We start from the raw sequence: 16,044 nt of genomic DNA on the forward strand, positions 1-16,044 counted from the left end.
TTCTGTGCGCCGCATATTTTTTTAGTTTTCAAAGATCAGACCTTGTTGTAAATAGATCCGTGCCCGAAAGTTATAAAAGTTGCGATAACCAAACGCAATTCGTTTAATCAGCTTGATCTTGTTATTCAGCCCCTCAGTGACGCCGTTTGAGTGGGACACCTTAAAGGCATTTGAAATACCCGATTGGTAGCGATGGAAGATCGTGAATTTCTTTTTAAACGACTGAGGTAACGTAGATGAAATTGTTTTAAGGGTTTCTTGAAAGCCTTCCGTACCTCGTTTAACGAAATAATAGCGTAATAATTGACAAAAATGATACGCAGTTCGCAATTCTTCGTTGTAGCTTAACAGCTCATCAACGATTTCTGTTTGACTAATTGGTCGTTTAAACAGTCGATGATAATGCCGTTTGAGTGGCTCCCATGTCGTGGAATCTTTGAGTAAGAGTTTCCAATATCGCTTGAGCCGACGGTACTTCTTCTGATTTTCAGAGTGTGAGGTTCGAAAACGATTCATGATCTGGACACGTAATTGATTGAAGCTGCGATTGATGTGTTGGACAATATGAAAGCGGTCAGTTACGATCTCCGCATTTGGAAAGACTGTTTTAAGCAACTGACAATAGCTGGCATTCATGTCCATCACTAGGTACTTGACCTTTAAACGGGCTTTTCTAGGAAAGCGCAGGAAGTATTGAGTTAGTTTGTAAAGTCTGCGATCTTCAAGGATCGTAAATAGCTGATGGGTTGTCCCATCAACACAAATAAAACTCATGGAACCAGAAACAGACTTCATTGATTTGAACTCATCCATACACAACACCGTCGGAAGGAAGTTCATACGTGGCTGGTAATGCTTCGTTGCTTCACGCAAGATCCGTGTCACCGTCCCATCCGAGACGAAGTACTTCTTAGCGATTAGTTTACGTGATTGATTTTCGTACAGTTCCATGAGAATCGCCTGCTTCAGTTCCTTTGTTAGTTGATGATGTTCATCAACTAAGTCCGTTTTCGCAGAAAAGGTCCTTCCACAATCATGGCAGAGAAAACGGGTACGTTTTAATTCTAAAATAGTTAACTTTTCTTTGACTTTCAACATCTGAGTGCGTGTCGTATAGGAACCGTTGCGGATAATACGAACCGATCGACAGTGTTCACAATAGGAAGGAGAGTCATCCAATTTTCCTTTAATAAACTGCGCTTGAACGCCTTTATATTCTTTTTCAATCAGCCATTCTTCATCAAAAAATAAATGTTTATCTGTTAATCCGAGTAATTTTCTAGTATGATTATCCATTGAGAGACTCCTTTGGTAGGATGACGTTTTGGTCGACTAAATTTTACCAAAAGTGAGTCTCTTTTTGAGTTTAAACGAAGAAAAAGTGTTAGTAGAAAATCGCCTTCGATTTTCCACCAACACAAAATATTATAGAACCCCTTTTTTGGTTTATTGCAATTGTCTAGCATCTTCTGTAAAATAGAAACGTTAGAGAAAATCTTGTATCATAGAAAATTAAGAAAGAAATAAGAACGCAGCTCGGTACCAAAAATATGGTAAAATGGCACTTGACTGTAATTCACTGAAATCGCTTGGAGGAACACAAATGTTTAAAGATTTGTATTTATTTATGAAAGACATTTATCAGAATAGAAAATTACTGCTACAGTTTTCGATCAATGACTTCAAATCAAGATATGCAGGATCGTTTTTAGGAATCTTATGGGCGTTTATCAATCCGCTATTTACTGTATTGATTTATTGGCTGGTATTTGGTGTTGGACTGAAAGCACAAATGATCGATGCAAAATACCCATTTATCGTATATTTAGTTACCGGGATGATTCCCTGGTTCTTCTTCTCAGATGCATTTGCATCAACTACGGTTGTTTTTCGGGAATATACTTATTTAGTAAAGAAAGTCGTATTCAATATTCGTATCTTGCCCACGACGAAAATCCTATCCAATCTGTACACCCATTTATTCTTCATTCTGATTGGCATAGCTGTCGCGCTTATAAATGGTATATATCCTTCAGCAATGTCTTTACAGCTGATTTATTATTTATTTTGCATGTGTGCTTTCTTGACAGGATTGACTTGGCTGACGGCATCGATCCAACCATTTTTACCTGATATCATGCAATTAATTACGATCGTGCTGCAGTTGATCATGTGGACATTACCGATATTATGGAGCCCTAATCAGTTTGATTCAGGTCTTGTAAGCATATTGAAATTAAATCCGCTGTACTATGTTGTTCAAGGTTATCGTGAGTCATTTTTAAGTGAAGCTTGGTTCTGGGAGCATGGAACATATACTTTGTATTTCTGGGTTTTCACGTTAGTAATGTTCGTAATCGGCTCTGCAGTGTTCCGTAGATTGAAACCACATTTTTCAGATGTGCTGTAAGGAGAATAGCTATGACAGAATATGCAATTAGACTAAAAGATATCACAAAATCTTATAATATGTACGCAAAACCTTCGGATCGATTTCGTGAAGCCCTCAATCCTTTTAAGAAATCCTATCATGATGTATTTTATGCGTTGAAAAACGTGAATGTAGAAATAAAAAAAGGTGAGATGATCGGTTTCGTGGGAGAAAACGGATCGGGAAAATCTACAATGTTGAAAATCATTACGGGAGTACTGACACCAACATCCGGCACGATGGAAATCGAAGGAAAAATCTCAGCTTTGCTAGAACTAGGATCAGGATTCAATCCTGAGTATTCTGGCTATGAAAATATCTATTTAAATGGAATGGTTCTAGGATTTTCAAGAGAAGAAGTCGATGAAATGGTCGATGATATCATTGAATTTGCTGATATTGGCGACCATATTTATCAACCTGTAAAAACCTATTCAAGTGGGATGTTCGTTCGTCTAGCTTTTGCTGTAGCGATCAATGTGAATCCTGATATTTTGATTGTGGATGAAGCATTGGCAGTAGGAGATCTTGAATTCCAACTGAAATGTATGGAAAAATTTACAGAAATTAAGAACTCGGGAAAAACGATTTTATTCGTTTCTCATGATATTAGTTCGATTCGCCGTTTTTGTGATCGTTCCTATTGGTTGAAAAATGGAGAAGTTGTCGAATATGGTGATACGATGGAAGTAACGACGAATTACGAAAACTTTTTGAAGAAAAAATCAGTTAAAACAGTAGATCGAAATAAAAACCAAGTAGAACGCTTCGCAGCTCCAGATATCGTAGACGTGACGAAAGCCGAATTGTTGGATAAAAATAAAAATCCAGTGGATATGCTGGAACAAGGAGAAAAACTATACGTTAAAGTAACCTATGAAGTAAAAGACGATACAATCAAAAATCCAGTTTTAGGAATTGCTCTGCGTACAGTCGACAATTTTTATGTGTGCGGACTCAATACTCTACTAGATGGTATCAAGATCCCTTGGAAAAAAGGTGAGAATATCTTTTATCTGGAGTATGAAAAGTTAGGTTTGTTAGCTGGTGAATATTATTTTGACGTTGCGGTCTTTGAAGAAAATGCAACGGTTCCTTTGGTATACAAGACAAAATACATGAACTTGTTTGTCAGCGGTTCTTATATCGGAGAAGGCATCGTGGTCTTAGACCATAAATGGGAAGAAGGGACTCATAGCAATGAAATATGATTTTGAAATGGACCTAGATGAACAAAGCAGTGTGGGAAAAATTGCCGCACAGATCAAACCAGGAAGTAAAGTTTTAGAGTTTGGTCCCGGAAACGGTCGATTAACGAAACATTTGATCGGAGCAAAACAATGTGAAGTGAGCATTGTTGAGCTAGATAAGGAATTATTCGATTTTGTCAGCGAATTTGCCCAAGATGGATTTTATGGAGATATCGAAAGTTTTGAATGGGCAAACTATTATGCTGGACAGACATTTGATTACGTCTTGTTTGCGGATGTTTTAGAACATTTAGTAGATCCTGGAAAAACATTGAAGAAAGTCAGAGAATTTTTGAATGAAGAAGGAGAGATCCTGATTACATTCCCTAACTTAGCACATAATTCTGTCATGATCGATTTGTTCAATAATCAATTGCCTTGGGCTTCTTATGGTCTCCTAGATGAAACCCATAATTCTTTTTATACTCATGATGGTTTCCAAAAAGTTTTTGAAAAAGCCGGATTATTCATTAATATTGAAGATTACTTGTACTTGGCTGTAGGAGATACAGAATTAAAATCAACTTATGAAGAGTTGCCGGAAGCTGTACGCTATGATTTCAAAATGCGACCATTTGGTGAAGTCTACCAATACTTTTTCTCATTGATGAAACATCCAGTAGTACAAACTTCCATTGCACAGCCACAAAACTCTAATTATGTAAAAGTACTAGAAGTAACCCAGCAAACGAAACAAGATGAAACAATCCAACAAATACCATTCAATAATTTCACAGGGGAAAATGAGACACTAAGTTTCCCCGTGTCAGAAGCAACAGAAAGAATGGTGTTTCGCTTCGCACAGCAACCTAGCTTTATCGAATTCAGTGCAGAAGCTGCTGGAGAAAAACTCATATTTATCGATTCAAATGCTGTAGTCAAAACAGTAAATGATTGTTATTTGTTTGATGGGAAAGAAATACCAGAGTTCGCTCTAACGGATATTTCTGGGAAAGAAGTGACTATCCATTGTCACTATCGCTTTATCGGGGAATTGACACCAACAATGAAAGAATTGCTGGAAACAATTCGTCCTATGGCTGAAGTCACAAAGCAGCTTTCTGAGAAAAATGATGAATTAGAAAGAGAAAATCAGCATCTTCTTGAGGAAAATACAAGACTAGACCATACGTTAAAAACAACCACAAATCGCTATTGCACATTGTTGGAAAGTGATGAATGGACGATCAAACATAGACTAGGACGACGTAAGAAAAAAACATCGAAAAAAATACAAGAAAAAGAGCTTTCTATATGTATTGATGAGAAAATATGGGATGCAGAAACAAAAATATTAAAAATCATCGGATGGGGAATCGCTAATTCGGATCGCCAGCCATTGTCCTATAAGTTATCAGCTGACCAATCGCCATTTTTCGAAGCAATTCCTGTTTCACGAGATGAAGTCAATCAAGCAGAACAGCTCGCAAAAGGAACAGAAGCGGGATTTGAATTACGAATCCTTTGCGAGCAAGAACGTTCATTCTTAGTGGAAGCAGTAGCTCAAAATGGTCAATCATGGATCATTGAAATGTAAATAATGATTAACTTATAAAGATAAGGAGTAAACGAATCGTGCAAAAAAAAGAAATTGCCGTATTTATCGATCAAATCACTCGTGAACGGGCCACTGGCGATTTGCTTATTGTGGGCTGGGCAATTGATGAAGTGACCAAAGAAATCCCTACGATAAAGGTAGAAAAAGAAAATGTGATTGCTGAAGCAACACATGTCGTAAGATTGGATATCAATCATTTATATAATCTTGATGTTAAGACCCAAAGCGGTTTTAAGATACGTTTATCCGGGAAAATGAGAGGAAAAGCGATCTTAGATTTTCAAACGGCAAAACATCAAAATGGCATAGCTGTGAAACTAAATGGTAAATACCCTTATGATGACGGCATTGAATCTTCATGGGAAAGAAAAAAAAGATTACTGAAAAAAGGGATAAATTATGCAAGGACTCATGGCGTAAAAAAAACAATCCGCCGGGTCAAACTGGAATTGAAACCAGGATCGATCGACTATGCAGAGTGGATCAGTCGTCACGAGAAACCTGATCTGAAAGAGCAAAGGAAAGAAGCACAAGGGTTTGCATACCGTCCATTGATTTCCATACTTATGCCTGTCTATAACGTTGAAATCAAATGGCTCGAAAAATGCATTGATTCGGTATTGGATCAAACGTATGATCACTGGGAACTATGTATCAGTGATGATGCTTCTACTGATCCAGCTATCCGAAAGTGTCTGGAATCCTATCAAGCAAAGGATGATAGAATCAAAGTTGTTTTCCGACAAGAAAATGGACATATCAGTCTGGCAACTAATTCTGCGTTGGAAATGGCAGAAGGAGAATTTATAGCGCTCTTAGATAATGATGATGAATTACCGCCATTTGCATTATATGAAGTGGCAAAAGTGCTAAACATACATCCAGAACTGGATTTGATCTACAGTGACGAAGATAAAATCGATGCAGATGGCAATCGCTTTGATCCGCACTTCAAAGCAGACTGGTCTCCCGATACATTGATGGGAAATAATTATATCTCTCACTTAGGCGTATATCGAACAAGTATTGTGAAAAAGCTTGGCGGTTTCCGTAAAGGCTACGAAGGCTCTCAAGATTATGATTTGGTCCTTCGTGTGACAGAACAAATCCCTGCAGATCATATTTACCATATTGACCGAGTCTTGTATCATTGGCGGACGATCCCAGGATCAACCGCAAGTAATGGTGAAGCCAAAAGTTATATCTATGATTCTGGAGTGAAAGCATTGACAGATGCCCTGTCTAGAAGGAATATCAAAGGAAGCGTACGTCCTGGCAGAATTTCTGGATTTTATGAGATTGCTTATGACGTCTTGCAAGAGGATTTGGTCAGCGTGATCATTCCAACGAAGAATGGCTATGAAGATCTAAAAACTTGTGTGGATTCGATTATCGAAAAAACGTCTTATCCAAATTATGAAATCATTATTGCAGATAATGGAAGTACAGATCCTAAAATGCAGGAATTATTTGCAGAATACAAGCATCAGCTGAAAGACCGATTTATCGTTGAATTAATTGACATTCCATTCAATTATTCACGTATCAACAATCTGGCAGCAGAAAAAGCAAACGGCAAATACTTTTTATTCTTGAATAACGATACAGAAGTGATTGAACCTGACTGGATGACAGCGATGGTTTCTTATGCACAGTTTGATCGAATCGGCTGTGTAGGAGCAAAACTGTTTTATCCAGATGATACAACGCAGCATGCAGGAGTATTATTAGGAATCGGTGGTGTTGCAGGACATGCATTGAATAACTATGATCGAACACATTGTGGTTATTTCGGCCGATTGGTCATTGACGTCAATTACTTAGCAGTCACTGCAGCTTGTATGATGGTCAAGGCAGCTGACTTCAATGCTGTCAATGGATTTGATGAAACATTAGAAGTAGCATTCAATGATGTTGACTTGTGTTTGAAAGTTTATGAACTGGGTCGTTACAATGTCTATGCACATCAAGCAGAATTGTATCATTTCGAATCTAAATCAAGAGGTTATGAAGATACACCAGAAAAACAAAGACGTTTTGCCGGGGAAATAAAAAAAATGCAAGATAAGTGGCCTTCTTATATTGCTCATGACCCATTTTATAACGATAATCTAACTAAAGAAGGAATCGGCGATTTTTCATTGAGACCTGATTGATTAAAAGAACTGTATTTTCATTTTTATTGATGAAAATACAGTTTTTTTAGTATATGAAAATTGTAACTTGTGACCGAAGAGATGATAGGAAGAACACCCATTCAGTAGGAAGAATGTGATACGATTTTTGTCCAACTCTCTGTTAGGCAGAAATATACATATAAACATACAATAGTCACCTTTTCTAGTTTCTTTTAATTTATTTTACAATTTGGTTATTCACTAGGTTTTTAAACTTTGCTATGGTAAGATGATAGAGGCATTATTTTATGGTTAGGAGTGTATATATGAATAAAAATGGGGAGTGGAATGCGGCACGTAGGATATTCATTATCATCATGGATGTACTTGTATTGAATGTGTCGATCTATCTTAGCTTTTTGCTGAAGTTCCAAGGAGAAGTCCCAGCAAGAAACTTAGAGACCTTTCAGCATTCAGCAGTTTTTATTTCCATTATCTTTATTGCGTTGAATATTTTGTTAGGAGCTTATGTATTCTATAGCCGAGTGATCAGTGATATCGTCTTCATTACTGTTATTGGACAGGTGCTGATAGCATTGGGGATCATGGTAGTTACTTTTGCTGGACGTTGGTTTGCATTTCCGCGTGGCGTCATCGTGCTCTCGTTTATACTTGGCACGATATTACTTAGCGTTTATCGGATAGTTGTTTATAAACTATACTTAAGAGTCAGTCGTGATAAGAAAGTCCTTATCGTAGGTTTGGAGAAAGATGTCGCACCAGCTATCCAAAACTTTCAATCTAAGAAAAACAACAAACATAAAGTTGAAGCAGTAGTGATCGACAAGTATTACGAAAACACAAAAAAATTGATTGATGATATCGATATTGTCTACTTGGCTTCTAAAATCCCAGAAGACGAAAAAATCAATATTTATCAATTAGTAACTAAAAAAGAGAAGAAGCTATTTTTAAATACAACTTTTGAAAATTTAACGATGATCAATCCGAACATCATGAATTTCGAAGATGAAAGTATCATTGAAGCTTCCGGTTTCAAAATTCAGCCGGAATATGAATTATTCAAACGTCTTTTTGATATCATCGTTTCGCTTATTTTACTGATTCTTGCTTCACCTTTTATGCTAATCACAGCGATTTTGGTAAAAACAACTTCACCTGGACCAATTATTTATAAACAAGTACGTATTACGAAAAATCAAAAGGAATTTTCAATCTATAAATTTCGTTCCATGAGTGTAACAGCTGAAGCAAAATCAGGACCGGTCTTGGCAAAGAGCAATGATGCACGTGTGACACCAGTAGGCAAATTTATCCGTGCCGTACGTTTTGACGAATTACCTCAAATCTTTAATGTATTGAAAGGCGATATGTCGATCGTCGGACCACGTCCAGAAAGACCATTTTTCGTTGATCAGTTCAATGAAGAAAATCCTTATTATTATTTAAGACACAATGTACGTGCAGGGATTACCGGATATGCACAAGTATACGGAAAATATGTATCAGATTATAATAGTAAACTACGTTTTGATTTGTTGTATATCAAAAAGTATTCCTTACTATTAGATTTGAAGATTTTACTTCAAACAATCAAAATCTTATTTGATAAGATGTCCTCACAAGGACTAGATGAAGATGAAAATATCCGTTCGTTAGCAGAAATCGACTTTTCACAAGAGAAAATTTATCGCTAGATGGGAAAAATTTTGAGCAAAGAAGTAGGAGAGAACATTGGAAAATAAAAATATAAGTATGCTGCTTTCTTTATATGATAAAGAAAAACCAGAGTATTTAAAGGAAGCATTAACTAGTATTTTTGAGCAAACAGTAATGCCAAAAGAAATTGTATTAGTTTATGACGGCCCTATAAATGAAAAACTTCAAGTAGTTGTCACTTATTTCCAACAAAAAGATCCTCACTTGTTTACAGTTGTAAAATTAGAAAAAAATCAAGGATTGGGGATTGCTTTAGCAATTGGATTAGAACATACGAAAAATCGCTTAGTAGCCAGAATGGATACAGATGATATCATGGAACCCCAACGATTAGAAAAACAATTAGAGATCTTCCAAAAAGATCCAGAAATAGCGATTGTTGGGAGTAATATTGAGGAATTTACTGGCACGCTTAGCAATGTTATCGGAAGAAGGATTGTACCTGAATATAATGATGAAATCCGTGTGTTTTCGAAAAGAAGAAATCCCTTTAATCATATGACAGTCATGTTTGATAAAAATGCTATTTTAGAAGTGGGAAACTATCGCCCATTAATTGGATTTGAAGATTATTATTTGTGGGTAAGACTGTTGAAGGCGGGATATAAAGGGTATAATATCCAAGAGATTCTAGTCCATGCTAGAGCAGGTGCTGACATGTATGCTAGACGTGGAGGAAGTAAATATCTTTTACCAGGAATTAAAGGCCGATATCGCGTATGGAAAGATGGTCTAGGATCACTAAAAGATTTTCTGATAGTTATTTGCGGACATCTTGTAATTAGTTTATTACCGAATAAAATTAGGGGAAAAGTATATGAATCAAAACTTAGAAAAACAAACTAAACTTTCTATAATCATACCTTTTTACAATGCAAAAAATACTTTAAAAAGAGCTGTAGACAGCGTCTTAACGCAAGGTTATCCCAATATTGAAATCTTGTTAATTGATGATGGATCTACAGATGGTAGTAGTGACATTGGTGACGAAATTGCTAATCTAGAGAGTAAAGTAGCATGTTATCACTTGGAAAACGCTGGTCCATCAGTTGCTAGGAATTGTGGGATAAAAGAAGCAACTGGAAATTTGGTAGGATTTTTAGATAGTGACGATTATTTTTTACCTGATTGTTTTAATAATGTTTTGAAAGACTACCATAGGAATTACCCCGATATCATTGCTTTTGGATTAAGTAAAGGAAAAAATATAGAAAATGCAAATTTATTTGTTCCCGAAAAGAAGATTGGTTGTTCAAGTGAAGAAGCAATTGAGCAAATGTTTAGAAGTAAGGCAGTGGATTTTTACGTATGGAATAAATTTTTTAAAAGGGAATTATTCAATCATATAGTTTTTCCAGAAAATAAATTATATGAGGATATGGTTCCTATGTATGAAGCTTTTAGAGCGGCTAGTAAAATTGATATTTTGCCATTTTCAGGTATTTTTTATTATCAAAATAATGATAGCATCGTTTATCAGTCTTTTAATTCAAAACAGTATGATAATATTTTGCAAAGAAAAATATTAGTTGATGAAGTAAAGAAAGATTATCCTCGACTTATTAATTTGGCCAATGCTCGATTAGTAGACGGATACCTTTCAACAGGGTTTAAAATTACTGGCAAGAATCAAAATCAGAAAGAAAAGCAAAAATATTATAATCAGTCTAAAAGAGAAATAAAAAGTATATATTCAAAAATAAGAAGTAACAATGAGATATCAATTGCTAAAAAATTAGCTTTATTTTTATACTTAATTAATCCTAAAACTTATTTTATTTTATATAAAAAAGTTCTAAAAAAATAAAGTTTTTTTCGATATGTTATTTTTTATGTTTATTAACTTCGGAAGACTAAAATTGTTACTGGTAATGATACATTTGTAAAAATAAAAAAGATGATTTTTAGGAAGTGAAGAGAGTGCATAAAATTAGTGTTATAGTACCCGCATATAACGTAGAAGACTATTTAGAAAACTGCTTAGAATCTATTTCCAACCAGACACATTCAAATATTGAAATAATAGTAGTCAATGATGGTTCCCCGGATCGAAGTGGGGAAATTGCAGAAGAATATAAAAAGAAAGATATGCGATTAAAAGTGATACATCAAGTGAATGGTGGTTTAAGTGCGGCTAGGAATTCTGGTCTTGATTCTGCAACAGGAGATTTTGTGTGCTTTATTGACAGCGATGATTGGATAGAACCAGACTATCTTGAGTTACTATATTTTGGCACGCAAACTTATGGAGCAGATATCTCGGTGCTAAAAATAAAAAAGATTTCAAGTTTAGAACAACTAAAAGAACATACAATTGCTGAGAGAAAATGGGAAATATTTGATAGAGAACAAGCAATGAAAAACTTATTTATAAATAATAAAATTGGCTATTCTGCAAATAATAAATTATTCAATAGAAATTTATTTGATAATATAAGATTCCCACTGGGTAAATTAATGGAAGATAAGGCTACTACTTATTTGCTGATCGATCATTCCGAAAAAGTTGCTGTCAATTCATCTGCTAAATATCACTATTACCAAAGCCCTAAAAGTATACTGAGAGGAAGCTTCAATCCTAGAATTTTTGATTCTTTTGAAGTCCATGAAGATATACTAATATTCATAGATAAGTTTTATCCGGAATTATCAATTAATGTTAGAACTCGCTATGTCTATGAAGCAATAAGGATGATGATGACAATGATTAAAAATAACTATACCAATAAAGAAGATTATTTACGTTCTATAAATATTTTACAACGCTTTGAAAAAGAAGTGAAAATTGATCCCGACTTTTCACCAAAATTAAAAAAATTAGTAAAGTTTTTATTAATAAATAAAAACTTGCCTTACTATATGTCAAGTAGTAAGATAGCAAGTAAATTCTTGATTAAGATAGAATCTGTGAGGTAAGAGATGAAGAATATAAAAAAATTTTTTTCAAGGAATATTTTCCCGGTTTTTATTAAAATATTACCTATTCAAAAAAATTTAATTGTATTTTCAAGTTTTGGCGGGCGTAACTATTCTGGAAATCCAAGAGTTATTTCAGAGAAAATTCATGAAAAAAAATTGAATTACAGAATTATTTGGTTAATCAAAAAAGAAGCGATTATAACTGATTTACCAGATTATATTAAAAGAATTGACTCCGATTCTTTTTTAGCTGCCTTTTATTTATATACAGCTAAGTATTGGATAGACGATAGTCGGAAAACGATTAAGTATGCAAAAAGGAAAAAACAACTTTATTTTCAAACATGGCACGGAACGCCTTTAAAAAAAATTGAATTTGATGCAAAAGATAAGTTACCTAAACGTTACCTAAGCTATGCGAAAAAAGATAGTGAGTCAATTACATATTTATTATCTGGTAATCGCTATAGTTCTAAGAAGTATGTTTCAGCATTCAATATCGTTCCTTCTAAAATATTAGAAGTAGGAACTCCTAGAAACGATGAATTAGCCTCTAGTAAAGAGCAAGTGTTTGACTTGAAAAAGAAACAAATCAATGTCTTATTTGCTCCAACTTTTCGAAATAATATTGAGGACAACGGAATTACGCAACTAGAATGGTTAGGTGTGGATAACTTACGTGAATTTTTTAAAAAGCAACAACAAGAATTAAATTTTATGACTAAATTTCATCCTAATGTTCATAGTAAATTAGCAACTGATTCTAAAAGTATAGAATATATGAAAAAACATCAAATTACTTTAATTAATGATGGGATTCCTCTTGAAATGCTTTTTGAAGAGATAGATGTTTTAATCACAGATTATTCATCTATTTTTTTCGATTTTGCGCTAACAAAAAAACCAATTATTCTTTTTAACTATGATGAAAAAGAATATAGCTTAGAAAGAGGTTTTTATATACAGTTAAGTGAGTTACCAATTATAAGCGTACAAGATAGTTATGGCCTTGTTGATGTTTTTAAAAACCAACAAGAAAAGCTTTTGAAAAGTTCTCAAGAGTTACTTGATTATATTGGAAATTATGAAACAGGAGCAAGTACAGAAAAGGTTCTTGAGTTGATAGAGAGGGATATAAAGTGAAAAAAACAGTAAAAGATATATTTTATAATGCGATATATCAAGTCTTTTTGATTGTTTTACCCTTACTTACTATACCTATACTTAGTCGTAGAATTGGTTCAACTGGTTTAGGGATTTATGGGTATGTTTTCTCAATATCACAGTTTTTAATGACTGTCATTGCTGTGGGAATGAATCCTTTTCGTATTCGAAATATCGCTAAATCAAGGAAAGATAAAAAAGCACTATCTTTACAATTCTGGAATATTTACTTTATTCAATTTTTAATAGGCTTGAGTGTTTCCTTTCTCTATATAGCCTATATTTATTTTTTTGATGTAAAGTATAAAAATTTATACTTAATTCAATTGATATTTATTGTAGGGCTAACATTAGATATTTCTTGGTTTTTTCAAGGAATTGAAGAATTTTCGAAAGTGGTTATTAGAAATACAGTTATCAAATTATCATCGGTATTGTTAATAATCATTTTTGTTTCAACTAAAGATGATTTGTGGATTTACGTGTTCATTACTTCAATTACTAACTTTTTAGGAAGTTTAGTTTTCTGGTTAAGTATCCACGGAAAAGTAGGTAAACCAATCTTTAACTCTAATGTTTTTAAACAGTTGTGGAAACCAGCTTTTATTATTTTGACTCCTCAGTTGTTTATGCAAGTGTACACAACTTTAGACAAAACGATAGTTGGGTATTTTGTGGATCCAACGGAATTATCTTATTATGATCAGTCTCAAAAAATTGCTCGTATTATATTGGCAGTCTTAACATCAATTACTATTGTTATGTTGCCTAAAATATCTAAAGCACAGGCAGAGGGGAAATCAGAAAATATTTTAGTTTACACAAAAAAATCTTTTGATTACACGATTATCATTGCATTAATTCTTTTTAGTGTGGTGTTTATCAATACAAAAGAATTTGTTCCATGGTTTTTTGGGGAGAATTTCAAACCGATGACAATAAACATGCTTATTTCTTGTCTAATTATAGTTGTTAGTCCAATTGGTGGAGTTTTTGCTAACCAATTTGCAATTGCTATAGAAAAAGATAAGGAGTATGCTTATCCAATGATCATTGGTGCGATTGTAAGTATTATTGGAAATGTAGCTTTTGTGCCTACTTATGGCGCTGTAGCGGCTACGATCGTACTCGTGGTAGTAGAATTATTAGTCTTTTTCTTTAGAGTATTTTTTGTACGAAAAGAAATAAAAATATCCTATTTCTTTGGGAAGAACGTTATCTTATTTTTTATAGTCAATCTTACTTTGACTACTTGGGCCTATTACTTTCTTCCACAATTATTCTCTTCTTCATTTTTAGATATGGCAATTAAATCAATAATGATTTTCATTATTTATCTTCCGTTTGTTTATTTTCTTTTTCCAGATATACGAAATGAAATAAGAAAGATTACTCGAAAATAAAATAATGTTGTAAAAAAGTAGTTCTTTGTCAAATCGGGCTGATAAGGTCATTTATGAACAACAAAGTTAGTAAGAGTTACTAGCTTTTAATGCATAGCTGATTAACCTGTTGATTAGAAAAATCCACAAGCGCATATTGGTAAAACTGCGAAACCCATAAGCAAATCGTTTCAATGTTTTGATATGTGTGCGAAGATTCTCTAATTTTGTTATTAGAATACTTTTTCGAAAATGCTAGTTAAAAGCCTTTTTCAGATATGAAAAAGGCTTTTTGAGATAGTGAAGTTTCGAGGGAACTTCTTTGGTCGTTTCTCGAAGTAGCTAGCTGTTTCTTGTGATAATTGCTAAGCAGCTTTTGATAAACTGCTTAGCAATTTTAAGTTCATAAGAGATTGAGGGTAGACGATCAACTACTTCACTTTCTGTTAAATAGCGCCATTGAAAATTCTGCCATTTCTTGAATGTTGTGTAATCCAACTCGTCATCTGATTTTAGAAGTAATTTATACAAAGGTTTCAATTGTCGATAGTACTTAGCTTGTGAAGTGTCTTTTTGATTCAACTGCTTCATCACACGTTTTCGAACACGATCGAAAAACTTGTTCAAGTGTTGTCCAATGTGAAAGCAATCAATGATGATTTGGGCGTTTGGAAAGGACTCTTTGACTAATGAAAAATAAGGGGCATTCATATTTGTGACAATGTATCGAACCCCCATATGAGCTTTTCTTGTAAAACGCATGAAATAAGCAATCAAATCTTTTTTTCTCCGGCTGGACAAAATGTCAAAGAGCTTCCCTGTCTCTCTATTCATACAAGAAAAGGAGAACTTTCCATGGGAAATTGAAAGAGAGCGAAACTCGTCGAATAGTAAACAATGAGGTAAATAGTCTAGCATCTGTCGCAGCATTGCCGATAGAGCAGATAATGTCCGTTGAAATGTCGTTACTGAAAGATCACAACGTTTCGTAAGTGTCTTTAACGCTTGACGCTCGGTCAACTCTTCTAATATCGTGTAATGAACTTGTTTCGAAATAAAACATGAAGGAACGACAAGATACGTATGAGCAGTAAAATATTTTCCGCATGATTGGTAGTGGTAATGTTGTTTTCTAAGACGCAAATAGGTTTATTTATTCCCACTGCGATTTAAGATAATCATTGAAATCTTCTTGCCGTTTTTCACGAGCTGCTTCGCAGTTTCTTTACAAAATAGACAATGTCTAAAAGTGCGAACTAATGTACCTTCGATTACGATGGCTTTCTTGTCCTTATAAAAAGTTTTTTGAAAAGAATTAATTTCAATATTTTTATCTTTAATAGTGAAGTGCTCTTTGATAGAACGAGAAATGGATATACAAAATCTTCCTTTCAGATTGATGTTTTAGACGACTCTATTTTATCGAAATTTTTGTATGTCTGTTTTTTTTACAAGAAAATCTAGGATCGACAGAAAATTCTAT

The 16,044-nt window shown here is 34.1% G+C and carries 13 protein-coding genes; 10 read left to right on the forward strand and 3 right to left on the reverse strand.

The annotated features are described in order from the left end of the window. Positions 1 to 21: 21 nt before the first annotated feature. Entirely contained in the window at positions 22 to 1,296 is a 1,275-nt protein-coding gene (locus tag ACIFUW_RS04285; protein ID WP_010782578.1) for an ISL3-like element IS1476 family transposase, read from the reverse strand. A gap of 307 nt (positions 1,297 to 1,603) precedes the next feature. Here ACIFUW_RS04285 and ACIFUW_RS04290 point away from each other — a divergent pair, with 307 nt between their 5' ends. From ACIFUW_RS04290 to ACIFUW_RS04335, 10 genes are all read left to right on the forward strand, one after another. Next, positions 1,604 to 2,410 carry an ABC transporter permease gene (locus ACIFUW_RS04290; protein WP_002289081.1) on the forward strand — a complete coding sequence of 269 codons (807 nt, stop codon included), beginning with the start codon at positions 1,604 to 1,606 and terminating at the stop codon, positions 2,408 to 2,410. A gap of 11 nt (positions 2,411 to 2,421) precedes the next feature. Continuing rightward, positions 2,422 to 3,642 carry an ABC transporter ATP-binding protein gene (locus ACIFUW_RS04295; protein WP_002297957.1) on the forward strand — a complete coding sequence of 407 codons (1,221 nt, stop codon included), beginning with the start codon at positions 2,422 to 2,424 and terminating at the stop codon, positions 3,640 to 3,642. Beyond that, positions 3,632 to 5,218 (forward strand): class I SAM-dependent methyltransferase, encoded by a 1,587-nt coding sequence (locus tag ACIFUW_RS04300; RefSeq protein WP_002348697.1) that lies wholly within the window; start codon positions 3,632 to 3,634, stop codon positions 5,216 to 5,218. The genes ACIFUW_RS04295 and ACIFUW_RS04300 overlap by 11 nt, the downstream gene beginning before the upstream one ends. A gap of 38 nt (positions 5,219 to 5,256) precedes the next feature. Beyond that, complete coding sequence (locus tag ACIFUW_RS04305; protein ID WP_002348696.1) at positions 5,257 to 7,395, forward strand: glycosyltransferase family 2 protein; 2,139 nt, start codon at positions 5,257 to 5,259, stop codon at positions 7,393 to 7,395. 287 nt (positions 7,396 to 7,682) lie between these two features. Continuing rightward, positions 7,683 to 9,074, forward strand: coding sequence for a sugar transferase (locus ACIFUW_RS04310; RefSeq protein WP_010782577.1), 1,392 nt, complete (start codon positions 7,683 to 7,685; stop codon positions 9,072 to 9,074). Between the two features lie 58 nt (positions 9,075 to 9,132). Continuing rightward, positions 9,133 to 9,942 (forward strand): glycosyltransferase, encoded by an 810-nt coding sequence (locus ACIFUW_RS04315; protein ID WP_002348694.1) that lies wholly within the window; start codon positions 9,133 to 9,135, stop codon positions 9,940 to 9,942. Further along, the gene (locus tag ACIFUW_RS04320; protein WP_002297949.1) at positions 9,914 to 10,903 is read left to right on the forward strand and encodes a glycosyltransferase family 2 protein; all 990 of its coding nucleotides are present in this window, start codon (positions 9,914 to 9,916) and stop codon (positions 10,901 to 10,903) included. Before ACIFUW_RS04315 ends, ACIFUW_RS04320 begins: the two co-directional genes overlap by 29 nt. 113 nt (positions 10,904 to 11,016) lie before the next feature. Beyond that, positions 11,017 to 12,012 carry a glycosyltransferase family 2 protein gene (locus ACIFUW_RS04325; protein ID WP_002297948.1) on the forward strand — a complete coding sequence of 332 codons (996 nt, stop codon included), beginning with the start codon at positions 11,017 to 11,019 and terminating at the stop codon, positions 12,010 to 12,012. Positions 12,013 to 12,015: 3 nt separating this feature from the next. Then, the gene (locus ACIFUW_RS04330) at positions 12,016 to 13,158 is read left to right on the forward strand and encodes a CDP-glycerol glycerophosphotransferase family protein (protein ID WP_002297947.1); all 1,143 of its coding nucleotides are present in this window, start codon (positions 12,016 to 12,018) and stop codon (positions 13,156 to 13,158) included. Beyond that, the gene (locus ACIFUW_RS04335) at positions 13,155 to 14,582 is read left to right on the forward strand and encodes a lipopolysaccharide biosynthesis protein (protein WP_002297946.1); all 1,428 of its coding nucleotides are present in this window, start codon (positions 13,155 to 13,157) and stop codon (positions 14,580 to 14,582) included. The genes ACIFUW_RS04330 and ACIFUW_RS04335 overlap by 4 nt, the downstream gene beginning before the upstream one ends. Positions 14,583 to 14,648: 66 nt before the next feature. Here the strand turns inward: ACIFUW_RS04335 and ACIFUW_RS04340 are convergent, their stop codons facing one another. Then, positions 14,649 to 14,801: a transposase gene (locus ACIFUW_RS04340; RefSeq protein ID WP_111230976.1), complete on the reverse strand. Its 153-nt coding sequence runs from the start codon at positions 14,799 to 14,801 to the stop codon at positions 14,649 to 14,651. 102 nt (positions 14,802 to 14,903) lie between these two features. Next, entirely contained in the window at positions 14,904 to 15,704 is an 801-nt protein-coding gene (locus ACIFUW_RS04345) for an ISL3 family transposase (protein ID WP_002298528.1), read from the reverse strand. Positions 15,705 to 16,044 lie beyond the last annotated feature (340 nt).

The organism is Enterococcus sp. PLH-Efm8 (genome assembly GCF_053011625.1).

Bases quoted from the DNA above. Each gene is read 5' to 3' on its own strand.
- ACIFUW_RS04285 (WP_010782578.1), bottom strand. From the start codon at position 1,296: ATGGATAATCATACTAGAAAATTACTCGGATTAACAGATAAACATTTA.
- ACIFUW_RS04290 (WP_002289081.1), top strand. From the start codon at position 1,604: ATGTTTAAAGATTTGTATTTATTTATGAAAGACATTTATCAGAATAGA.
- ACIFUW_RS04295 (WP_002297957.1), top strand. From the start codon at position 2,422: ATGACAGAATATGCAATTAGACTAAAAGATATCACAAAATCTTATAAT.
- ACIFUW_RS04300 (WP_002348697.1), top strand. From the start codon at position 3,632: ATGAAATATGATTTTGAAATGGACCTAGATGAACAAAGCAGTGTGGGA.
- ACIFUW_RS04310 (WP_010782577.1), top strand. From the start codon at position 7,683: ATGAATAAAAATGGGGAGTGGAATGCGGCACGTAGGATATTCATTATC.
- ACIFUW_RS04315 (WP_002348694.1), top strand. From the start codon at position 9,133: ATGCTGCTTTCTTTATATGATAAAGAAAAACCAGAGTATTTAAAGGAA.
- ACIFUW_RS04320 (WP_002297949.1), top strand. From the start codon at position 9,914: ATGAATCAAAACTTAGAAAAACAAACTAAACTTTCTATAATCATACCT.
- ACIFUW_RS04330 (WP_002297947.1), top strand. From the start codon at position 12,016: ATGAAGAATATAAAAAAATTTTTTTCAAGGAATATTTTCCCGGTTTTT.